The organism is Ferruginibacter sp., assembly GCF_049840995.1.
Taxonomy (GTDB): domain Bacteria; phylum Bacteroidota; class Bacteroidia; order Chitinophagales; family Chitinophagaceae; genus Ferruginibacter.
The window spans coordinates 381,478-403,046 of the sequence record NZ_JASGIP010000004.1; the positions used below are offsets into that span (position 1 = coordinate 381,478).

20 protein-coding genes are annotated in these 21,569 nt (G+C 42.4%); 5 read left to right on the forward strand and 15 right to left on the reverse strand.

From position 1 onward, the window contains the following. Positions 1 to 37: 37 nt before the first annotated feature. The 13 genes from QM738_RS12455 to QM738_RS12515 all read right to left on the reverse strand — a co-directional run bounded on the left by QM738_RS12455 (position 38) and on the right by QM738_RS12515 (position 12,516). Complete coding sequence (locus QM738_RS12455; protein WP_462277051.1) at positions 38 to 628, reverse strand: SUKH-4 family immunity protein; 591 nt, start codon at positions 626 to 628, stop codon at positions 38 to 40. Positions 629 to 649: 21 nt separating this feature from the next. Continuing rightward, entirely contained in the window at positions 650 to 1,414 is a 765-nt protein-coding gene (map, locus tag QM738_RS12460) for a type I methionyl aminopeptidase (protein WP_462277052.1), read from the reverse strand. A gap of 264 nt (positions 1,415 to 1,678) precedes the next feature. Further along, on the reverse strand, positions 1,679 to 2,509 hold the full coding sequence (locus QM738_RS12465) for a hypothetical protein (RefSeq protein ID WP_462277053.1): 831 nt from the start codon (positions 2,507 to 2,509) through the stop codon (positions 1,679 to 1,681). Between the two features lie 170 nt (positions 2,510 to 2,679). Then, on the reverse strand, positions 2,680 to 3,183 hold the full coding sequence (locus QM738_RS12470; protein ID WP_462277054.1) for a YfbM family protein: 504 nt from the start codon (positions 3,181 to 3,183) through the stop codon (positions 2,680 to 2,682). 205 nt (positions 3,184 to 3,388) lie between these two features. Continuing rightward, on the reverse strand, positions 3,389 to 3,604 hold the full coding sequence (locus tag QM738_RS12475; RefSeq protein WP_462277055.1) for a hypothetical protein: 216 nt from the start codon (positions 3,602 to 3,604) through the stop codon (positions 3,389 to 3,391). Between the two features lie 95 nt (positions 3,605 to 3,699). Next, positions 3,700 to 4,422, reverse strand: a complete 723-nt coding sequence (locus QM738_RS12480) for a tetratricopeptide repeat protein (protein ID WP_462277056.1) — start codon at positions 4,420 to 4,422, stop codon at positions 3,700 to 3,702. Between the two features lie 74 nt (positions 4,423 to 4,496). Continuing rightward, the gene (locus tag QM738_RS12485; RefSeq protein WP_462277057.1) at positions 4,497 to 4,823 is read right to left on the reverse strand and encodes a hypothetical protein; all 327 of its coding nucleotides are present in this window, start codon (positions 4,821 to 4,823) and stop codon (positions 4,497 to 4,499) included. Between the two features lie 267 nt (positions 4,824 to 5,090). Continuing rightward, on the reverse strand, positions 5,091 to 5,987 hold the full coding sequence (locus QM738_RS12490) for an RHS repeat domain-containing protein (protein WP_462277058.1): 897 nt from the start codon (positions 5,985 to 5,987) through the stop codon (positions 5,091 to 5,093). 59 nt (positions 5,988 to 6,046) lie between these two features. Next, positions 6,047 to 6,544 carry a hypothetical protein gene (locus QM738_RS12495; protein WP_462277059.1) on the reverse strand — a complete coding sequence of 166 codons (498 nt, stop codon included), beginning with the start codon at positions 6,542 to 6,544 and terminating at the stop codon, positions 6,047 to 6,049. A 126-nt stretch (positions 6,545 to 6,670) separates the two neighbouring features. Next, positions 6,671 to 7,570, reverse strand: a complete 900-nt coding sequence (locus QM738_RS12500) for a gliding motility protein GldB-related protein (RefSeq protein WP_462277060.1) — start codon at positions 7,568 to 7,570, stop codon at positions 6,671 to 6,673. Positions 7,571 to 7,584: 14 nt separating this feature from the next. After that, complete coding sequence (locus tag QM738_RS12505) at positions 7,585 to 7,962, reverse strand: TPR end-of-group domain-containing protein (RefSeq protein ID WP_462277061.1); 378 nt, start codon at positions 7,960 to 7,962, stop codon at positions 7,585 to 7,587. 253 nt (positions 7,963 to 8,215) lie between these two features. Then, positions 8,216 to 9,421 (reverse strand): amidohydrolase family protein, encoded by a 1,206-nt coding sequence (locus tag QM738_RS12510; RefSeq protein ID WP_462277062.1) that lies wholly within the window; start codon positions 9,419 to 9,421, stop codon positions 8,216 to 8,218. Between the two features lie 23 nt (positions 9,422 to 9,444). Then, on the reverse strand, positions 9,445 to 12,516 hold the full coding sequence (locus QM738_RS12515) for an amidohydrolase family protein (RefSeq protein ID WP_462277063.1): 3,072 nt from the start codon (positions 12,514 to 12,516) through the stop codon (positions 9,445 to 9,447). Between the two features lie 163 nt (positions 12,517 to 12,679). On the opposite strand from QM738_RS12515, the gene deoC reads away from it, so the two are divergent. From deoC to QM738_RS12540, 5 genes are all read left to right on the forward strand, one after another. Beyond that, complete coding sequence (deoC, locus tag QM738_RS12520; protein ID WP_462277064.1) at positions 12,680 to 13,342, forward strand: deoxyribose-phosphate aldolase; 663 nt, start codon at positions 12,680 to 12,682, stop codon at positions 13,340 to 13,342. A gap of 27 nt (positions 13,343 to 13,369) precedes the next feature. Then, on the forward strand, positions 13,370 to 13,828 hold the full coding sequence (locus tag QM738_RS12525) for a hypothetical protein (RefSeq protein WP_462277065.1): 459 nt from the start codon (positions 13,370 to 13,372) through the stop codon (positions 13,826 to 13,828). Positions 13,829 to 13,906: 78 nt separating this feature from the next. After that, positions 13,907 to 15,079: a M20 metallopeptidase family protein gene (locus QM738_RS12530; protein ID WP_462277066.1), complete on the forward strand. Its 1,173-nt coding sequence runs from the start codon at positions 13,907 to 13,909 to the stop codon at positions 15,077 to 15,079. 190 nt (positions 15,080 to 15,269) lie between these two features. Next, the gene (locus QM738_RS12535) at positions 15,270 to 16,673 is read left to right on the forward strand and encodes an MBL fold metallo-hydrolase RNA specificity domain-containing protein (RefSeq protein ID WP_462277067.1); all 1,404 of its coding nucleotides are present in this window, start codon (positions 15,270 to 15,272) and stop codon (positions 16,671 to 16,673) included. A gap of 101 nt (positions 16,674 to 16,774) precedes the next feature. Beyond that, the gene (locus QM738_RS12540; RefSeq protein WP_462277068.1) at positions 16,775 to 17,374 is read left to right on the forward strand and encodes a macro domain-containing protein; all 600 of its coding nucleotides are present in this window, start codon (positions 16,775 to 16,777) and stop codon (positions 17,372 to 17,374) included. A gap of 4 nt (positions 17,375 to 17,378) precedes the next feature. On the opposite strand, the gene QM738_RS12545 is transcribed toward QM738_RS12540, so the two are convergent. Together QM738_RS12545 and QM738_RS12550 are read right to left on the reverse strand one after the other, a co-directional pair. Continuing rightward, positions 17,379 to 20,246 (reverse strand): DEAD/DEAH box helicase, encoded by a 2,868-nt coding sequence (locus QM738_RS12545; protein WP_462277069.1) that lies wholly within the window; start codon positions 20,244 to 20,246, stop codon positions 17,379 to 17,381. A gap of 77 nt (positions 20,247 to 20,323) precedes the next feature. Next, positions 20,324 to 21,568 carry an NAD(P)/FAD-dependent oxidoreductase gene (locus QM738_RS12550; RefSeq protein WP_462277070.1) on the reverse strand — a complete coding sequence of 415 codons (1,245 nt, stop codon included), beginning with the start codon at positions 21,566 to 21,568 and terminating at the stop codon, positions 20,324 to 20,326. Position 21,569 lies beyond the last annotated feature (1 nt).

Sequence of the window (21,569 nt, forward strand, 5' to 3'; positions counted from 1 at the left end):
GATAATTATGAATGAAAAACGGGATAAGGCTTGCTTCTTAAGATATTCCAAATGTTTCTTTCCTGATAGAAAGCATTATATCAAGTTCATTTTTCCAAAAACCTTCTTCTGTAATTGCCTTGCTATCCGCAGTAAACATTTTATTTTTGAGTTGATCAAACTGGATATTTGTAAAATTAAAACTATCATCAACGCCCTTACCTGATAAAACTTCCTGCTCAAAGTCGCGGAAAAAAATCAAAAAATCGGCGAGCGTGGTTATTGAACTGTTGAAGTATGATGAATTGAACAGGTCCTCATGATCGAGTTGAACAATCATGTCATTATTAGCCGTATCAATTGCAATTGGATCTCCGTCCCGGCAAGAACCTATAACAATATATTGATCGAATTTATCGGTGGGGTTAAAAAAATCATATTGTTCAGTCAGTTTATTGATACCAGAAAACAGGTCATCTGTATCCTTGCTAAAATGTAGATTGGGCTCGCAGTAAACAGGGAGCCCGGCCTGGGTCAAAAACTCTGAAGTCGCATTTAATAAGTTAAAACGATCGAGCCGAGTCTTAGTAATAGGGGAAAGCGGTTCCCCCATACCAGTCCAGGCATTTTTAAAATCAAGTGGTGCCATTTTGTAGTTTCAGCAATTTTACTAATTCCAAATTTCATTCATCTCCGTCAAGATCATCGGCTTTCCATCTGTTACAACAATGGTGTGCTCATGTTGCGCCATATAGCCACCTTTATTTCCCACCATGGTCCAGCCGTCTTCCAGCGTTTCGGCATAGGTGGAGTGGGTGGAGATAAATGTTTCAATGGCCACCACGGTATTTTTCCTGAACCTTTCGGTATTATAACGGTCACGGTAGTTCGCAATTTCCGCAGGCTCCTCGTGCAGGCTTTTACCTATGCCATGCCCGGTAAGATTTTTGATGACCTTGTAACCACTTTTTTTAGCTTCTGTTTCTATTAAATGCCCGATATCTGCAATCCGCACGCCACCTTTAATATTATAAATAGCTTTCTGCAAGATCTGTTTTGAAGTATCGATCAACCGCTGGTGCCCTTTCACATCTTTACCCAATACAAATGAGCCGCCATTATCCGACCAGAATCCATCGAGTTCGGCAGATACATCAATATTCACCAGATCGCCTTCTTTCAATATCCTGCTGCTGGAAGGAATGCCATGACAGAATTCATTGTTCACACTGATGCAGGTATACCCGGGAAAGCCATAGGTGAGATAAGGCGCTGATCTTGCACCAAATCCCGCAAGTATGTTGGCACCGTAATCATCCAGTTCTTTTGTTGTCATGCCGGGTTGGGCATAGTTCCTCATTTGCTTTAATGTGGTAGCAACAGCTTCGCTTGCTTTTTGCATGCCGGTGAGGTCTGTTTCTTTTTTGATTGACATACTGAATATTTTTTTGCAAGTGTAAACAATAGTCGGCTTCAACGATAAGTTAACGGTTCTCCAATGTTTTTTTTCGAAAGAACAAAGGTATCCACTTCTAGTTTAAAAGAAATGTATTGCCTGGTGCAACTTTATTATAGTAAATACAAGTTGAATAAAAGGACTTGAAGCCCGGGAATGCTTTTTTATTGAATGATATTGTTTTGCCGGTTGTTTTCATATAATTTAAAAGAATTCTTATTAGAATTGAGCAGGAGTAAATACTTATCTTTTTGAAATACTGAGTTTTATTATTTTTCCATTCTTATCAAAATCAAGATAAAGCGATTGTGCTTTGTACCATGCCCATGTATTATCAACATAGCTACCCCATTTAAAAGGTCTGCCAATTTTATTTTCCACAACGGGTCTTCTGTCGGAGAGCTTTAACTTATTGGGTAACTCCCCTGCATAAGGCGATTCCACAAATATCGAGCTGAGGATACTGTCTTTTTCAAACCGGAACGAGAGACCTTCCGGATCATACGTAATAAAAAAACAATCATCGAAAATTTTCACAGTAGAGTCATTGCCAAACCTATTCCATAGACTTTTGAACAATGGATGATCGCTTTTCTTCTCCAGTAATTCATATAACTCCTTGTATTTAACGGCGGCTGAATTGTTGTCGTAAACTTTGTTGCAGGGAAATAACTCATAATCCAGTACCATCAATTCGGTTAGCACCCTGGCATCGTTCATTGTAATATTTTTCTTATCAACGTATTTTGCTGTCCAGTAGTTTTTGATCTTTTGTATTTCTGATTGCCTGATAGTATTGCCAGTTTCTTCTGTCCATTCCCAAACCAGGCCATTGTAAATATTATGCCAGCCGATTAATTGGTTACAATTTTTGTAAATATATTTGGTTGACACTCCATAATACTCATTTTCTTTTCTCCATATTTCAGAAAGTATGATATGGGCAATTACTGTTTTACCAGTATCCCCTAATGCATTGATCAATTTTTCAGTTGCAGCCTTTCCTGTTTTTACCAATGTTTTTTCGGTGCTATCCTGGTGAGTGAGTGTAAGAATAGTTGCTGAGCAGGTCATGTTGACTGATTTCCAGGAGAGCTTATCAATGAGTGAATCTATATAGCTACTGTTTCCCTGTGCAAAAACTGCAGTCTGTAACATTACTACGAGCGTAAACAGATTAATTTTTAAATACTTCATAGCTATGCTATTCATTATTATTGACCTGCAAATACAATTAGCGCTATTTAGTTGATAAAAGAGATGACAGCCTGGCCATTCTCAGCTGCTGTTTCATAGAATGCTTTCATTTCCTTATAATAACTGAATATATAATCAAACATATCTCCACTATCCGGGTTAAATGGATATAATTCGGCGTCTGCAGATTTTAGGGATTCAAATTTTGCATACAGGCTTTCTCTTTCTAATTCTGGCAGTGCGCCGGCAATTTCTTTTGCCTGTTCAGGTGATACATAATTTGCAGGACCGTATCCCATGTCTTGTTCTTCATCAATTACGTTCCCGTTAAAAATAACAAATGACAAAGGTGGTGAGGCCTTTTCAGAGTCTGCAGAAGTGCAACCTGTTAAAAGGTAAAAGATACTTTCCCATGATTTGTCCAAATCCAGCAGGTATGGATCTTTAACATATATTTCGGGGTAAACCCTTTGCTCCAGTAAGGCACTGTTTTTAATATAACTCTCCAATTCTATATTAGAAACGCGGAGTAAATTGCCGATCATACTCATAAGAGAACTGATTTAGTTTTTTATTTGAGAGATTTTGTGGATTATATCTTTTTTTAATAATGCCAGATTCGCTATTGTAATCATATGTCATTCTATAGCTTCAAGCCTTTTATAAACCTGGCCTTGATTGAGGCAAAGTAGTCTTGTATGCAGTCTTTCATCAATGAAATGCCAAAGCAGCTGGTAATAACCGGTAATACAGTTTTTATATTTTCCGCTGGTATTCTTCAAACCATTTATTAAAAGCCTCCACTTTAGTTTGATTGTCTTTCAGCCAGCTATCAATTGTCGCATCATTTTTTGATTGACTGATCAGGTAACTGAAAGCCTGTACATGATTGCTGTTCTTCATGGAATAGAAAAAGTCAACATAAAAATTCCACCAGAATCCTTTCTTTTTATCCTTAAGCTCTCCGAGCACAGAAAAAAATGATTCCGTGTTTTCAGCAAAAAGTACATCCTCTGATTTGTCTTTATTCTTTTCTATACTTTTTGATGATTCGAGCAAAGACAGCATTAATTCCGCTGCACTGAATTCATCCGAGTCTTTCCCGGGATTGAAGGTAATATTGATGGTGTTTTCTTGTCTTTCCCTTTGCTGACACCTTGTTTCAACTGTTCCAGTAAAAATTTATAAGCCGACTCCGTTCTTGGCCCGTTAGGTTCCAGCAACAAAAAATTGTACAACGCCAGCAACGATTTTACCCTGCTGCCCTGGGCCTGCATTACATAGCCCAGCAGCAAATGACTACTGCCATGTGTAGGCCGTATCAGTAATGCTTTCTGGAGCGATTCTTCCGCAGTTTTATTGTCTCTATTATTGTAAGAAGTAAGTGCCAGGTTATAATGCAGCAGGTAGCTATCGGGGAATTTCTTTATTGCTTTTTTATAGGTTTGAACGGCATCTTCAGATCTTCCTGCAAGATCCTCTGCTGATCCTTTTAAAATATAGGCGTCTTTCACATAATCTTTTCCATAATCTATCACATGATCGGCATATTCAATTGCTTTTTCATAATTTTTCAACGAAAAATAGCTGGAAGATAACTCGTAATTGACAAGTGGAGATTTCTCATCAATCGCCAAAGCTTGTTTGTACAGTTCGATAGCTCCGTTAAAATCCCCGCTGTCGTGCAGCTTTACGCCTTTTGCAACAAGATCCTGTACTTCTGGTGTTTGTGCATTTGCATTTGCAATACCCAGGGAAATAATGAGTAGAAGTGAGATGATTTTTTTCATTTTGCCAGTTTTATAGGTTTGTGCTTATTTGAAGTTATAAAATCAACAGGAAAAATTTATAATGCGGTATAATTTTATTTTTCAACCGGTGTTTCTATAAAAAATGTGTTCTTGTCTGATCTTGTATACCAGGAATAATAACTTTTCAATCTTTTGTTACTGAGTAGTTTTGACATCTTCCTGTTGCCAAAACTGCATCCGATACAGGAATTGATCCGGTAATTACTTTTTTTAACAGTATTCATTGACTTCATTTCCTGCTTCGACAACTTTGATCCATTACGATGCAGGAAGTATAAACCAACAAAACCATAGATATTATTCTGGCGGTTATTCGAAAGCAGCCATTTCAGTAACTGCTCTTTCCTGTTATTATTAACGAGGTAAATTGTTTGCAGCATGGAATTCGGAGTAGCACCCGTTACATTACAGGCAAGTCCAAAAGTGCCGCAGCTGTCGGATATGGGTAAAAAGTGTATTGAGCCCGGCCAACTGTAGCAATAATAAAAAGGAATGCAGTGATGAGCAGTTTCATATTACCGGCAGGGTTTACTGTATTTTCGATGCTTTAATGATCTTGCAGGCTGGTGATCCTTTTAACCAGGTTAAATTAAAGATGCAGCCTGTTGATTTTTTGCATAAACAGCGCAATTCATGCGTCACCGTTTTTAGTTTCTGTAAACGATGGTTCTTCTCGTTAGAAAATTGGGCTCCGTTTCATCATTATAAAAATTATATTGCTTTGTCCATCTTTTTTTTACATCATATTCATATTTGTATTTTACAACCAGGTCACTCGTTTTCTCTACTATAATATCTCCCGATGCATTATAAGTCATCTGCCACTTATTTCTTCCTGCGCAATTAACCGGCTCCCCGGAGTGTTCTGATTGAATGCACTGGTTCTGGTTATTGTAACGGTATTTATCAATAGTTAAAGTATCCATTTTAGCAGACCTGATTATGCATAATACCAGGTTGCCCGCTTTATCATAAAAATAATTTGTTCTCTTTATGACACGATTTTTGTTATCGAGTTCATTTGATGCTATCAAATAATTCCCGGCATCATATTTATATTCCACTTTTTCGGTGACAGAAGAATAGGAAGTTTTAGTAACTGTTATCTGCCCGGATGTATTATAAGTAAAGGTCATTGCAAATGGCGCTCCTCCATCATTGTTTTTTGCATTGATAGAAAGAAGGTTTCCTGTGCTATCGTATTTATAAGAGGTTGTCTCTTTTAACTTTCCCTTATTATTATAATTTTTTTTTAATGCCAGTCTTCCCTGTTGATCAAATAAATAACTGGTGCTGTCTCCAACATCTTTCTTACCCTTCTCAATGTTGATCAATCTTTCTCCCAATTGCACAATGCCGGCTGTTCCCCAGTTCAATTCTTCCTGCCAGGGGGCATATATCAGTTTGTGATTCTCCAAATTTTTTCTTGATGATTTTGGCTCCTCAGCAACCTGCCTGCTATTGGCAGCACAGGTATTATGTATGGATACAATTATGATCAGCAGCAGGATGCTTTTAGGCAATAAAAAATTTATCTTTTTCATGTTGTTGCTTGTAGTACTTCAAAAGATGAAGGGAAATGCTGCATTACATAAAATAGCTTTTATAGTTTAATACTGAAAAATGTTCTTTTGAATTTTTCTATGTATTTACCGTCATCAAGGTCGCCACTCACAAAAATGATCATTGTGTCATCCTTAATAACAAACGAATTGAAGATCATATTTTTATAGTTGTTGCTCTTATCTGTTTCGATATAGGAAACATAATAAGCAGTAAATCCGGACAATGTTGTATCCTTTGTTTGCAGGTTGGTTATCGTATAGCCATTTTCTTTCGACATCGTGAGCATCACCTCAAGTTGTTCTTTTGCAGCAGCAGCTGTAATGCCAGGGGCAATTGTAAAAGAGAAGGCGGTTGGATTAATGGTTTGTATGTCTGGCGGGCCGTTTTTAGTGAAAACAATTGTTCCCTGGAAATCGGCTGCAAAGTGAAAACCGGTAATAGTGGAGTCAATTTTCAGGTCTTCAATTTTTATTTGCCCAAAAGAAGAGGTAAATAGAAATATAACTACTGAGAGTAAGGTTAGTTTTAAGGTCATTATACTGTTTATTAGTGCTATGGCTTCGCCCACGTCACTCACAGTTTGCGGGTAACGGGGCTGTGTCTTAAAGATATTATTTATTTTGAAACAGCCCTAACAGCAAGTGTTAAAAGAAAATCATACTTACGGCATTGCAGCCAGCCTGGCTTCCCAGCCGCTTTTTTGCAAAAAGGCCTTGTAGTCTTTAATATTCAGCATATCGCTGATGGCCTGTTTTTTATCGGTGGCATTTTCGTAATAGGCACGGCATATCTGGTAACCGATCCAGTAACCCTGGTCGGGCAGGTTATCGGGTGTGGCCTGCTGGGAATTGGCGATCCAGTTATTATAGCGATCGAAATACATGTCGGGTACAAATTTTTGCCAGATGGTTTTTTCTTTGCCCTTGGCCCATTCAAATAAAGCAGGGTTGGCCACACGGCCGCTGATCAGTTCGCCAATAAAATCTGCCATACCTTCCCGGATCACGTAGCTGAGCGTAGTGGTATCATTCTGCATACCGTCCTGCTGGTAATGCACCAGTTCGTGGGAGATGATGTTGGGCAGGTATTCCAGTTTGTTCATCCTTGTTTTAAGGCGAAAGCCCAGTTCATCTGTAGGCACGCCGTCTGCATCACAAATTTGATTCAGGCCGATGAGCAAACCTGCATCCGATACTGTACCGGCGCTGCTGAAGGCACCGATGCAGAAATATACATCCGGGAATTTCGAAGGGGGATATAATACTTTCAGTTGAGTGAATGCCTGTAAAAAATCTTTTTTATAATCATCCACCAAGGGCGTTTTCTGTTTAATGGCTGCATAAAATTTGGGTGCCGACTTTATATGTGCAATGAAAGCATCGATACTGCTTACTTTCAGCGACATGTAATCATTCATGCCGCGGCTGGCCTTATCGAAATAGTGTTTTTTAAAAATGCTTTTAAAATGTACGGTGTCTTTTAGCGCTTTATCATACGCATACCAGAAATTATGTACATCATCTGTATAAAAGCGGGCTTTTGCAGGATCATCATTGAGCACTTTTACAGCTTCCTTTACACTGTTGACAATTTTAAACCATGCTTTCTTTTCGTGCAGGTTTTTAAATCAGGATCGGCCAGTAAATTCTTTTTATTACTATAACCTGCTTTAACGGATTGCTTTAAAATAATAAATGCGGAATCTTTTTTATCCTGCAGGCTGAAGCAGCAGGCTGCATTGTACAAGGCACCGGAACGCTTTACTGCAAAGTCGGACTGTGCTGCCAATGCAAGATAGTATTGTGCAGCAGATGGATAATTCTTAGCTGTGTAAAAACTATCGGCCTTTTGTTCCAGCTGCCTTGCAGTTAAATTATTTTGCGCCATGCCGGAGCCCAGCAACAATATTGCTATGCTGGTTAAAACAAAATTCTTTGTAAGAAAATAACGCATATCGGTCTCTTTAAAATTATTGCAAAGTTATTTTAATAAGCCATGTAGCTGCTTCCGTACAGGAAATGAAACCACCCTTTTAATAACTCAATTTAATATTATAAAGACAAAAAAAGCCGGCTGTTGTTGCAGCCGGCTTTTAAAAAACGGGACAAATTATTTGATACCGTATTTGTATTTATACTTATCGAACAACTGTGTTTGTTTATTGGTCAAATTGATCTGCCTGCCCTGTATAAAGGCATAGGCGATGTTATTGCTCTTCATATCCAGTATATCGCCATCGCTTACTACAATGTTGGCATCCTTGCCGGTTTCCACAGAATCCTGTTTTATCGGCAATGCCCAGTATTTTAGCGGCATTTAATGTAATGGCGCTTAATGCTTCTTCCTTGCTTAAACCATAAGCTACTGCTGTACCTGCATTAAAGGGCAGGTTGCGGCTGCGGCTGTTCTCATCATCATCATTAATGGCAAACAACACGCCGGCTTTTTGCAACATAGCAGGTGTTTTAAATGGCTGGTCAATATCATCATCCACCATTACTGGTAAACTGTGCATTGCATCCAGTACCACGGCAATGTTATTCTGCTTCAAAATATCTGCTATTTGCCAGCTGTCCGCACCGCCTTCTATCACCACATCAAAGCCAAATTCTTTTACAAAATCAACTGCCACCAGCATTTCCTTTACAATATTGCAGTGTATCACCAGCTTCTGTTGTTTATTGAATAAATTCCTTACCGCTTCGTATTTAAGATTGGTGCTTTCGTGATTGCTTTCTGCCAGGTAAGCTTTTGCTTCGCGGAAGAATGTTTTTACATTTTCTATCTGGTCCAGCGCACGCTTTACAGGATCAACAGGCGGTTGCTGCGGCCCGCCACCACCAAAACCACGGCCACGGGTACGTGCTAATAAAGAGGGCATGCGGAAGTGCATAGCCCCATCGGCTTTATAAGCGGCATCTTCCCAGTTCCATGCATCCAGCTGCACTACGGAAGAGGAGCCGGAGATCAATCCGCCACCGGGCACCGTATTGGCCAATAATATACCGCTGGTACGCAGGGTGTTGATCACTTTACTATCGGTGGTATAAGCCACCAGCGAACGGATGCTGGGGTTGATTTCGCCCAGTTCTTCATTGTCCAGTGTGGCCCTTACTGCTGGTACTTCCACTAATCCCAGTTCGGATGAACTGAGGATAAGACCCGGATAAATTTGTTTGCCCTTACAGTCGATAATGGTGCCTGCAGGTGTTGCTGCTGCGCCTACCGCTGTTATCTTACCATTGGTGATCACTACATTACCGTTCTCGATCACCTGCCCGTTGCCTACATGTATAGTGGCATTGGTCAACGTGATGGTTTCTTTTTGCGCAGGTGCAGGATAGATCGTTTCCTGCGCTGTTGCTGTCAGCATTAAAACTGAAGCAAGCATATATAAAAATATTTTTTTCATCTTTTTCAATTGATTGGTTTGAATTATTTGCTGTCACCATCCAGGTCGTCTGCTTCCACTGCCAGTAAGCCTAGGCTGTGCATATGATCCATACAGGTATTGATCACTTCCAGTCTTGGCCTTGGCCTTTGGAAATTACCGCCGCCACCGCCCGGTGTGCCACCGGCTGCTTTTTTAGCAGCTGCCAGTTTTTGTATCAGCCTTGCTTTTTCAGCAATATTCCTTTTACGCAGTTCAGCATCTTTTTCTATATCAAAATAAACGGTGCCATCCACAATTGTTTTTTCTGCTTTGGCATAAATGCTCAAAGGATTGTCGCTCCATAAAACGAGGTCGGCATCTTTACCTACTTTAATGCTGCCCACTTTAGCATCGATATGCAGCATTTTTGCAGGATTGATGGTAACCATTTTCAACGCATCTTCTTCGCTCATGCCGCCATATTTCACGCTTTTGGCTGCTTCCTGGTTCAGGCGGCGGGCCATTTCTGCATCATCCGAATTGATGGCAACATTCAATCCCACTTTGTTCATGATATAAGCATTGTAGGCAATGGCATCCACCACTTCCATTTTATAATTCCACCAGTCGCTGAAGGTGGAGGCATTAGCGCCGTGCGCCTTCATCCTGTCGGCCACTTTATAACCTTCCAGGATATGGGTGAAGGTATTGATGGTAAAGCCAAATTTTTCAGCCACTTTCATGGTCTCAATGATCTCGCTCTGCACATAGGAGTGACAGGTGATGAACCTTTTCTTGTTCATGATCTCCACCAGTGCATCCAGTTCCAGGTCTCTTCGTACAACCATGGGCGTTGCCCCTTTCTTTTTATTGTTCTCTTCTGCTGCTTTCCATAATTTCTGGTAATCGCTGGCACGTTGAAAAGCATCCATCTGCACTTCTTCCACACCCATCCTGGTATCGGGGAAGCGTACATTGCCCTGAGAAGAGGAGCTACGTTTTACGTTCTCACCCAATGCAAATTTGATGAATGGATCTGCACCTGCAAATTTCAGGTCTTCCGCATTAGCGCCCCAGCGCAGTTTTATTAATTGCGTCTGACCACCAATGGTATTGGCAGAACCATGCAATATGTGCGAGGTAGTAACACCACCGCTCAACTGCCTGTAAATATTAATGTCTTCCGGATTCAGGTTATCACCGATCCTCACTTCGGATGTAACGCTTTGCGCACCTTCGTTGATAGAGGCGGCTGCAATATGCGAGTGCTCATCAATAATGCCTGCTGTTAAATGTTTGCCTTTACCGTCGATCACTCTTGCAGTAGCATCAGAAAGATTTTTTCCGATCGCAGCTATCTTACCATCTTTCACCAGTACGTCAGTTTCTTCCAGTTTGCCGGCGGCATCGCTGGTCCATACGGTGGCATTCTTGATCAATATATTTTCTGCTTTAGGCGCTTCTTCCCATCCAAAACTTACGAATGGATAGGTTACTTTTCCCAGCGTTAAAGGCATTTTTGGCCTGCTGCTGTCAGACTTTGCTTCCAGTACATGATCAAAATTCGCTGTCCAGGTAAATGTATTGCCGGCAACATCGCGGCCCATACCATTCCAGGTAGTACCGTTTGCAACCCCGCTCAACGTGGTTTCTTTAGCTTCCCTGCCGCGGCCTTCGGTATAACTCAGTTTTACCATCTTGCCATCATAACTGTATTTACCGGTAAGGGTATCGGTGCTGATAAAGCTGGCCACGCCGCCATCTTTCAGGTCGAGCGTGGATGCTTTGGCATTGCTGGCGGTATATTTATAAGATCCTTTTACATCGTACCAGCCATCTTCTTTTACCGCATTTTTTAAACCCTGTGTCCAGTTCTGGAACACCGTGGTTTTTTCGGCAAAGATGGGGCCGGAGGTAATGATAAAGTTGGCTACTTTACCATTATCGATACTGCCAATTTTATCGTATATGCCTAACAGTGAGGCGGGTGTTTTGGTCAACGCTTCCAGCGCCCTGGTTTCTGTTAAACCATATTCAATGGCTTTGCGCAGGTTGGCCATAAAGTCGCCCGGGTTGGTAAGATCTGCTGAGGATAAACAGAACGGCACGCCTGCTTTTTCCAATGATGCCGCATTGCCCGGCGCCAGTTCCCAGTGCTTCAGATCATCGAGGCCTACAAAACGCAGATCGTTGGGATCGTCTACATCCATTGCTGCAGGAAAATTCAAAGTAAGTATGAAAGTGGCTTTGGTAGCTGCAATTTCTTTGATGCGCTGGTATTCGTTACCACCGCCTTTAATAATGTATTGCACGCCGAATTCATCACCGATCTTATCGGCACGCAGGTCGTTCCATTTATCATTGGCATCAAATATCTGTGGCAGGGTTTGGTTATCGTTCCAGCTTTTTAAAGAAAGGTTGGTGCCTTCTTTTGCGGGCCCACTTTTATACCATTGTGCATCCAGGTAGGTTTGCCTTAATAAAGCAATGGTGCCCATCATAGAGCTGGGATAGCTTTGTGTGGAAGTGCCCTTGCTTAATGAATAAAAGGCTGCGGCCTTGTCCTTCAGCATTACCAGGTTATCGGGCTGTGTAGCCAGCGTTACAAAAGCGCCGGTGCCCCTTGCAATACCATCTTTTTGATGGGTGAGCACAGCACCAAAACCAATATCCCGCAATGTTTTTGCTTTGGAATCATCGCCGTTAAACAATTTCGATCCGTCCACATCGGCTTTAATGGCCTGGTTCCAGCCAAAAGCGCCTTTTACATTGGAGGTAAGCTGCTGAGGACCGAAGAAACCGCCGCCCTGCTGACGCTGCGGTACCGGTATACCATAATCGCTGAATATATCTATAAAGGACGGATAAATGTATTTTCCCTTGCAATCGATCACCACGGCATCTTTCGGGAGGGTGATATTGACGCCCACATTCTCAATTTTGCCCTGCCTTATTACCAGGCTGGCATTCTGTATAGTGGTTTGGGCGTCTTTTACAATGGTGGCATTGGTAAAAGCATAGCAGCCATCTTTGGGGTTGGCCACATCATTTACCGGGAAGGTTACCTGCGAGCGTACTTGTAATGCTGCCATTACAAGCGCCAGGACCAGCACCGGAAATCTTAATTTTTGCATGCTGAAGAAGTTTTGGTAATAAAAAATGAACGCTAAAAATAATAAAACTATCAATTGAAAACCAACCGCTGCTGTAATTTATTAAAAGGCTGTTATTGTTTAGTGCAAGGCGGCTGGTTATTGTAGTGCAACACCTGAAATACTGTATTTTTGCTTCCCCGATATGAATATAGCATCTTATATAGACCACACCGTTTTAAAGCCTACCACCACCGTGGCGGATATTGAAAAACTGTGTGCCGAAGCCAGGCAGTTTGGCTTTGCCGCGGTTTGTGTACCGCCCTTATTTGTAAAAAAAGCAAAGGAACTGGTGAGCGGCAGCGAAGTAAAAGTGGCTACAGTAATAGGTTTTCCCTTTGGTTACTCGGCCATTGAGGCAAAAGTGGCCGAAATGGTGTTGGCCATTGTGGATGGCGCCGATGAACTGGATATGGTGATCAATATCAGTGCGGTCAAGAACAACGACTGGCAGTTTTTGGCGCATGAGATCAATACCGTAATGCCCGTGGTGCGTAAGGCGGGCAGGGTGATCAAGATGATCATTGAAAGCGGTATCCTCACCGACCAGGAGATCATTACCTGCTGCGAACTTTATGGCGTTGCGGGGATAGATTTTATGAAGACGAGCACCGGTTATGCCGAAAAAGGCGCTACCGTGGAAGCCGTGCAACTGATGCGCAAGCATTTACCGGCTGCTGTAAAAATTAAAGCCAGCGGGGGGATTAAAAGTTACGGCTTTGCCCGCCAACTGGTGGAAGCCGGGGCCGACAGGCTGGGATGCAGCAGCAGTGTGCAGATAGTGCAGGAAGCGGCCGGCCGGGATTGATGGAATGATTTTTGTAAAAAAACAGATATGAAAAAATTAAGTGTACTGATCGTTTTGACCGCAACTTTTGCAACTGCCGAAGCACAGACTGGTGCAACCGACTCGATGATGACCGGCAGGGTAACGGTTAATAAAGACCCGAGACTGGAACTGCTGGCCAAACAGGAAGCAGATATCAATAAAGCCACTGTGGGGCTGGGTGTTAAAAATGCCAAAGGCTATCGCCTGCTGGTGGTTAACAGCAACGACCGTAACTATGCCATGAAAGTAAGGGAAACATTATTGCAGCGTTTCCCGGAACAAAAAGTGTACACCACTTTCCAGGCGCCTTTTATTAAAGTAAAGTTTGGTGATTTTGTAGAAAAGAATGATGCGGAAAAATACCGGAAGATACTCACCAACTCCAAGATAGTGACCACCAATATTTACATGGTGCCCGAAGTAGTGGAAGTTAAAGTTGATAAGAATAAAGAAGAAAACGATTAAATAGAATTAATTAACGTACTTTGAAGGGAGTTTCCGCCAAGGAACTCCTTTTTTGTTTTAATTAAGAAGAACAGGTTTATGCTGAAGGAAAAAATACAACAACTGGCAAAACAATACCGCGAAGAATTCATTGACATAAGGCATCATATTCATGCGCATCCCGAATTGAGTTATAAAGAGTTTGAGACCTCGAAATTTGTACAGGAAAAACTGCAGGGATGGGGCATTCCTTTTGAAATAAAAGCCACTACTGGTGTGGTGGGTTTGATAAAAGGCAAGAATCCCGATAAAAGAATTGTTGCACTGCGTGCCGATATGGATGCACTGCCCATTACCGAAGCCAATGATGTGCCTTATAAATCGCAGCACGATGGCGTGATGCATGCCTGCGGGCACGATGTACATACCACCTGTTTATTAGGCGCTGCAAAAATTTTAAATGAATTAAAAGACGAATGGGAAGGAACCGTGAAACTGATCTTTCAGCCCGGTGAAGAAAAAAATCCCGGTGGCGCCAGCCTGATGATAAAAGATGGTGTACTGGAAAACCCGAAGCCCGAAAAGATATTTGCATTGCATGTGCATCCCGGCCTGGAAGCGGGGCAACTGAGTTTTCGCGGTGGCATGATCATGGCCAGCGCCGATGAACTGTATATTACCATTAAAGCCAAGGGCGGCCATGCTGCTTCGCCGCATTTAACTGCCGATACTATATTGATCGCATCGCACCTCATCATCAGCCTGCAGCAGATCGTAAGCAGGAATAATAATCCTTTCAATCCATCGGTATTATCCATTACTTCTTTCAATGGCGGTAATACCACCAATGTGATACCGAGTGAAGTAAAACTGATGGGCACATTTCGTGCAATGAATGAAGAGTGGCGTTTTAAAGCGCATGAATTAATTACCAAACAAACCATTGGGCTGGTAAATGCGATGGGTGCCGAAGCGGAAATTTTAATTGATGTGGGTTATCCTTTTGTGCTGAACAACGAAGAGCTGAGTGCAGCATCCAGGAAAAAAGCGGAAGAATACATGGGCGCCGACAATGTTTCTGAAACAGAATTAAGAATGGGTGCCGAAGATTTTGCTTATTATTCTCAGCAGATGCCGGCCTGTTTTTTTAGGTTAGGTGCAGGCAATAAAGCCAAAGGCATTACCAGCGGCGTACACACGCCCACGTTCAATATTGATGAAAATGCGATTGAAGTGGGGATGGGGATGATGGCCTGGCTTGCAACCCCCTGACCCCCTAAAGGGGGAACCCTGGACACAACAGAATTATTTAATTGAACGTCTTTTTGATTGTTATCATACATTTGAATTACAAAACGATTTGCATAGAAATCATTAATAAAAAATAAGGCCTGATCAATGATACACTGACCTATGCAGCAGGGTGCATTGAATTTAGGTTCCCCTTTAGGGGACAGGGGTTATGAAGATTGCTTTCCATGGTGCTGCAAGAACCGTTACCGGTTCCAAGCATTTACTCTCACTCGTTAACGGAAAAAAATATTTACTGGATTGTGGTATGTTCCAGGGCATGGGCAAGGATACCGATGTATTCAACCGGCAGTTTGGTTTTGATCCGAAAGAGGTGACGGCATTGATCTTATCGCATGCGCATGTGGATCATTGCGGGTTGATACCCAAATTTGTTGCCGATGGATTTAACGGAAAAATTTACTGCACGCCTGCCACTAAAGAACTGGCTGCTGTATTGATGGAGGACAGCGCCGGCATACAGGAAAATGATGTGAAGTATGAAAATAAAAGAAGGGCGCAGGAAGGATTGCCTTATTTAAAACCATTGTACACTACGGACCAGGCACTGGCTGCAGTGGATCATTTTGTAACGGTGGAATATGATACCTGGTTTACAGTAGATGAAAATATTGATGTGATGTATACCGATGCAGGCCATATCATTGGTAGTGCGGCGGTACATTTAAAAGTAAAAGAAAACGGTAAGACCACCCGGATCACTTTTAGTGGCGATGTGGGCCGTTACCGCGATGTGATATTAAAATCACCTGCTGAATTTTCGCAGGCGGATTATATATTGCTGGAATCTACTTATGGTAACAGTTTGCATGATACCGCGGTAACAACACCCGACCAGGTATTGCAATGGATAGAAAAAGCCTGTATTCAGAAAAAAGGAAAATTAATTATTGCCGCTTTCAGTGTGGGCCGCACGCAGGAAATATTGTATGCGCTCAATCAACTGGAACTGGAAAGGAGATTGCCGGATGTACCTTATTTTGTGGACAGTCCTTTAAGTGTTAAGGCTACAGAAATTGTAAAACATTACCCCCAATACTTTAATAAAACCATTCAAAAAGTACTGGAGACAGACAATGACCCTTTTGATTTTAAAGGATTGAAGTTCATCCGTTCGGTGGATGAATCCAAAATGCTCAATTTCCGCAACGGGCCATTCGTGGTGATCTCTGCAAGTGGTATGGCCGAAGCAGGAAGGGTAAAGCATCATATCAGCAATAATATTGAAAGCAGCCGTAATACTATTTTATTAACGGGTTATTGCGAACCGAATTCACTCGGTGCCAAGCTGCAGCAGCCCGGCCGCAAGGAAGTGAATATTTTTGGTGTATCGCACGAGATCAATGCCGAGATCGGCAGCATCCGCAGTATGAGCGCTCATGGTGATTATGATGACCTGTGCCAGTTCATTGCCTGCCAGGATGCCAAAGCAGTGAAGCGTTTATTTTTAGTGCATGGAGAATATGAAGTGCAGCAGGAGTTTCGCCAACGATTGATGAAGAAGGGATATGATGTGGATATACCGGAGATGCATAGTGAGATCGGGTTGGGGTAGGCGTGAGACGTGAGTGGTGAGACGTGAGTGGTGAGACGTGAGTGGTGAGTAGTCAGTGGTGAGTAATTGGTGGAGTGTTTAAAGAATTGAAAGAAGTATTTATGAAAATTATTTTATCGGCGATAGAACCTAAACTGATCGATGCATGGAAGGAATTTTTTGCAGCGGAAGAAAATGTAACTATTGTTGAAGGCGATATCACTAAAATGGTGTGTGATGCGATAGTAAGCCCTGCCAATTCTTTTGGCTTTATGGATGGCGGGCTTGATTATTTACTTTCCGACAGGCTGGGTTGGGACCTGGAAAAAGAATTGCAAAAAATGATCAAAGCATTGCCTGAAGGTGAATTGCTTGTGGGTCAGGCATTGGTGCTGGAGACAGGTGATAAAGATATTCCGTTGCTGATATCGGCGCCGACGATGCGCATTCCCACCAATTTTAATATCGATACTTCGGTAAATGCTTACCTGGCTATGAAGGCTATTTTACTGAAAGCAAAAAATGACAGCCGCATTAATACGGTTGCTATACCGGGCCTGTGCACGGGTGTTGGCAGGATGCAGCCCATGATCGCTGCCCGGCAGATGTACCAGGCCTACAAAGAAATTATACTGGGTGAAAAAATGGACTTTGGAACTTTTGGAGAAGCGCAAAAATATCATTGGAATATTAATCCGCAGAGTATGATATGGACGCATTGAATTTTTAACTGAATAGGAATTCAATATCTTCTTTGGTCAACTCTTTCACAAACCCTTCATTATCGCCGATCAGGTCTTCGCTTAATTCTTTTTTACGCTGTTGCAACTGCATGATCTTTTCTTCGATGGTATCTTTACAGATCATTTTATAGGCAAATACGTTTTTCGTCTGCCCGATACGGTGAGTACGGTCGATGGCCTGCTGCTGAACGGCATTGTTCCACCAGGGATCGAAGAGGAAAACATAATCGGCGGCAGTAAGCGTAAGCCCGGTATTACCCGCCATCAGGCTGATGAGAAATACCTGCGTGGAATTGTCGTTCTGTTGAAAATCTGCTACCAGCTGCGCCCTTTGTTTTGCAGGCGTGCTGCCATCCAGCAAATAATACGAAATGCCTTTTTGTGTAAAAGTATCTGCCAGCAACTGCAGCATTTTTGCAAACTGCGAAAACACCAGCACTTTATTTTTACCGAGGTTGCCTAGTTCTTCCAGTAATATATCGGTCTTGGCAGAAAGATCGGTGGTTTGTTCTGCCGTAGGCAATAATAAAGGAGAGCTACAGATCTGTTTCAGCTTCATGATGCCCTGCAATACCGCCAGTTTGGCTTTGCCAATTCCGTTGGCATCGATATCCGTAAACAGGTTTTGTTTTATTTGTCCTTTTATTTCATTGTACAGGTCTTTCTGTTGCGTGCTCATATTGCACCACAATACCGATTCTGTTTTTTCGGGCAGGTCCTTCGCCACCTGCTCCTTGGTACGCCGTAAGATAAAGGGGGCTGTAAGTTTCTGCAGCATCCATATCTTTTCTTCATTGCGGTCTTTATCAATGGCGTCGGCATATTCTCTTTTAAAGAACTCCCTGCTGCCGAACATACCGGGCAATAAAAATTCCAGCTGGCTGTACAGGTCAAAGGTATTGTTCATTACAGGGGTACCGCTAAGGGCTACACGACAATTGCTTTGCAGCTGATTCATTGCTTTGGTGATCTGCGCTACGGGACTTTTAATGTTATGGCTTTCATCTATCACCACCACTTCAAAATTGATGGCGGCCAATGCTTCAATATCCGAACGTAAAGTGCCATAGCTGGTGATACAGATATCATTTTCTGCCGGTGTAATATTATCCAGGCTGCGCTGGGCGCCATGATGCACCACGCAACGTAAATGCGGCGCAAATTTTTCTGCTTCTGCCTGCCAGTTGTACACAAGCGATGCAGGACAAACAATGAGCGCAATGCCCTTTGCATTTTGCAGGCGGTCGGTAATAAAACAAATAGTCTGCAATGTTTTACCCAAGCCCATATCATCAGCAAGACAGGCACCGGCATTTACAGCGGCCAGCATCTTCATCCATTCAAATCCTTTTTGCTGGTAGGGGCGCAGTGTAGCTTTGATGCTTGCGGGAACTGGGTAGAGGATATTATCCGTATCCTGCCATTGCTGCCATACCTGCCACCAGTCGGTGTTGATACTGGCATCCAGTTTTTTTGCTGCTGCTTCCGTAACGTGTTCGCCAATGGCCAGCCATTTGGGCGCCAGTAAGCTAGTGGCATTGCTGATCTTGCTGTGCTTGATCACGGTGGCAAATTCTGTCAGCCAATTTTCGGGTAGCACTCCCAGTGAGCCGTCTTTCAGCATCACGGCACGTTGCCCTGCCAACACGATCTTCTGCAATTCATTCAGCGGCACCTGCTCTTTACCAAAGTGCAGGGAAAAGCCGATCTCCACTTTACTGTCGTTGATATTTTTAATATCAAAAACGGTTTCAGGCTTGTGTGGCGAATACCGGAAGTGGGTGAGCATATCAATACCTGCCAGTTCAATATTCATTTCCAGCAGCTGGTGGTATACTTTTAAGAACCATTGTTTTTTTTGTGCATCTGCAAAACTCAAGTAATACCAGCCATTCAGCTGGCGAGGAAAATTAGGATGCAGGCCGGCGAGTAATTTTCTGAAATCCTGTTCGGCCTGTTTATTTCTTTTAATGAATACCTGTTGTCCTTCCTGAGTTGTTTCTATCTGTTCTTTCCATTCACCTTCCACAATATTACCATCATATATCCATTGCGGGGTAAGCACTAAAAAAGAATTGCTGATCTCGCTCAGCATTACCCTTTGTGCAGGAATAATGTCATCCAGCACATTTACTTCAAATAAATTATTGCGTTCTACGGGATAGTTTTCTTCCAGCACCGCGAGGATATTTTTTGCAAAGGCAGCTGCATCGGTGCCACTATTACCTGTTTTGATCAGCCATTCTAAAGTTTGATAGTCTTTATTCTTTAAAATAAAATATTCATTCCTGCTTTCAAGCAAAAAACCAAAACGCCGGAAGGCATTTTCAGGGTATGCGATACCGTTAACCGTAACAGCAGTTACAACTATCAATACACCATTCTTGTTTTGTACGGTGAAGCTTAAAGCAGGAGTGTATCCACTGAATGTACAGGGAGCGATCATTAAATTACCGGTTGCGGGGTTGGGCAACTGGTGGTAGCATTTGAGTAAGGGTAAAAAAGGTTTTACCGTTTCAAATAATTGCTGCAGTTGCCGGTTGTAAGCTGTTTCGGTAAACTGCGCCAGGGGCATGCCTGCTTTTTGCAAACGGTGTTTTTTTGCCAGTTCATCGAGCAATTCTTTTAATGAATCGCCCAGTAAATTATTGAGTGCTTCCTTTGCAGGTTTAGGTAATGTGGCAAAATTTTTTGTAAGTTCCCTCGCCGTCAATTCCTGTGCATCGTATTGTACGGTACCGGCGCCCTTCTTGATGTTCAATAAATGAATAAAGGTATTCTGCCGTACCATTTGTACGGGTAAAAAAAGTACACCTGTTTTAATATCTGTTGCTGCTGCCTGGTTGTTCATAGCGGATGATCACCTGCCCTTTGGTGAAGTTAAAACTGAAGAATTAAAATTGATCTGCTGCGAAAGTATTTAAAAATTTAAAACCGCTCCACTTTAAATGCACTGATATTAACGGCAGTGGTTTTGTGCTGTATGATCTCCGTTACCAGTTTGCCGGTGCCCGTTCCTTCGGAAATGCCGAGCATGGCATGACCACCTGCAAATACTACGTTCTCATACAGGGAATGGCGGCCGATATAAGGCAGGCCATCGGGTGTTACAGGCCGCAACCCGTTCCATATTTTATCGGTAGGTGGAAAATCTATTTTTAGGCCGGGATAAAAATCCAGCGCAGAATCATAAATACCCTGCATGCGTTTTACCAATACTTTATTGTTGATGCCGCTTATCTCCATGGTACCGCCAATTCGTAATTGGTTGCCCCAGGGAGTGATGGCGCAGCGGCCATCCACGAGTATAGCGGGATATTTAATATTTTTTTCTACATGAGGATAGGTATAGCTGTAGCCTTTGCCCGGTTGTAATAATAATTGTATGCCCATCATCTTTGCAGTTACCGGCAACCAGCTTCCTGTTGCTATCACAATTTCGCTGGCGGTAAATTTTCCTTTGTCGGTTATTACTGCTGCAATTTTGTTGTTGGCTTTTTCAAAACCCGTTACTGTACAGTGAAGCTCCAGCTTCACTCCCTTACTAACCAAATAATTCTTCAGTGCCACCATCATCTTACCGGGATTGAAATGACAATCATCTTTAAATAATACAGCGCCTGCAACATCCACTTCCACATTGGGTTCCAGTTTTTGCACTTCTTCTTTTACCAGGCGTTCCACTTTTAATCCAAACATTTCGGCATCATCTGCCATGTGAAATTCGTGATCCAAAGTTTTTTGCTGCTTGCACATCATGAGGCATCCGATCTCTTCCATATCGAATGTATCACCTATATCGTTGCGCAGATCATTCACCAGTTTGCGGCTGAGTTGTAAAATATCATTTAAGTGCGGTGAATTTTTTTTAACCGTAGCGGCATTGCTGCTCTTCCAGAAATGATAACCCCATTTCATCAGGTCAATATTCAGCCTGGGTTTAATGTAGAAAGGAGAAGTGGAGCTTAGCATCCATTTTAATCCCTGCGATATGATGCCAGGGCTTGCCAGCGGCACAAAATGACTGGGCAAGATATAGCCCATATTACCAAAAGAACATCCATCTGTAATATCACCCCGTTCGATCACTGTAACAGTGTAACCAGCTTTGTTCAGGTAGTAAGCGCTGCATAATCCAATTACACCGCCACCAACAACTGCAACATCATTCATA

Coding starts and splice junctions, on each gene's coding strand:
- QM738_RS12455 (WP_462277051.1), bottom strand. CDS start 628: ATGGCACCACTTGATTTTAAAAATGCCTGGACTGGTATGGGGGAACCG.
- map (WP_462277052.1), bottom strand. CDS start 1,414: ATGTCAATCAAAAAAGAAACAGACCTCACCGGCATGCAAAAAGCAAGC.
- QM738_RS12465 (WP_462277053.1), bottom strand. CDS start 2,509: ATGACCTGCTCAGCAACTATTCTTACACTCACTCACCAGGATAGCACC.
- QM738_RS12470 (WP_462277054.1), bottom strand. CDS start 3,183: ATGAGTATGATCGGCAATTTACTCCGCGTTTCTAATATAGAATTGGAG.
- QM738_RS12480 (WP_462277056.1), bottom strand. CDS start 4,422: ATGAAAAAAATCATCTCACTTCTACTCATTATTTCCCTGGGTATTGCA.
- QM738_RS12485 (WP_462277057.1), bottom strand. CDS start 4,823: ATGCTGCAAACAATTTACCTCGTTAATAATAACAGGAAAGAGCAGTTA.
- QM738_RS12490 (WP_462277058.1), bottom strand. CDS start 5,987: ATGAAAAAGATAAATTTTTTATTGCCTAAAAGCATCCTGCTGCTGATC.
- QM738_RS12495 (WP_462277059.1), bottom strand. CDS start 6,544: ATGACCTTAAAACTAACCTTACTCTCAGTAGTTATATTTCTATTTACC.
- QM738_RS12505 (WP_462277061.1), bottom strand. CDS start 7,962: ATGCGTTATTTTCTTACAAAGAATTTTGTTTTAACCAGCATAGCAATA.
- QM738_RS12510 (WP_462277062.1), bottom strand. CDS start 9,421: ATGAAAAAAATATTTTTATATATGCTTGCTTCAGTTTTAATGCTGACA.
- QM738_RS12515 (WP_462277063.1), bottom strand. CDS start 12,516: ATGCAAAAATTAAGATTTCCGGTGCTGGTCCTGGCGCTTGTAATGGCA.
- deoC (WP_462277064.1), top strand. CDS start 12,680: ATGAATATAGCATCTTATATAGACCACACCGTTTTAAAGCCTACCACC.
- QM738_RS12525 (WP_462277065.1), top strand. CDS start 13,370: ATGAAAAAATTAAGTGTACTGATCGTTTTGACCGCAACTTTTGCAACT.
- QM738_RS12530 (WP_462277066.1), top strand. CDS start 13,907: ATGCTGAAGGAAAAAATACAACAACTGGCAAAACAATACCGCGAAGAA.
- QM738_RS12535 (WP_462277067.1), top strand. CDS start 15,270: ATGAAGATTGCTTTCCATGGTGCTGCAAGAACCGTTACCGGTTCCAAG.
- QM738_RS12540 (WP_462277068.1), top strand. CDS start 16,775: ATGAAAATTATTTTATCGGCGATAGAACCTAAACTGATCGATGCATGG.
- QM738_RS12545 (WP_462277069.1), bottom strand. CDS start 20,246: ATGAACAACCAGGCAGCAGCAACAGATATTAAAACAGGTGTACTTTTT.
- QM738_RS12550 (WP_462277070.1), bottom strand. CDS start 21,568: ATGAATGATGTTGCAGTTGTTGGTGGCGGTGTAATTGGATTATGCAGC.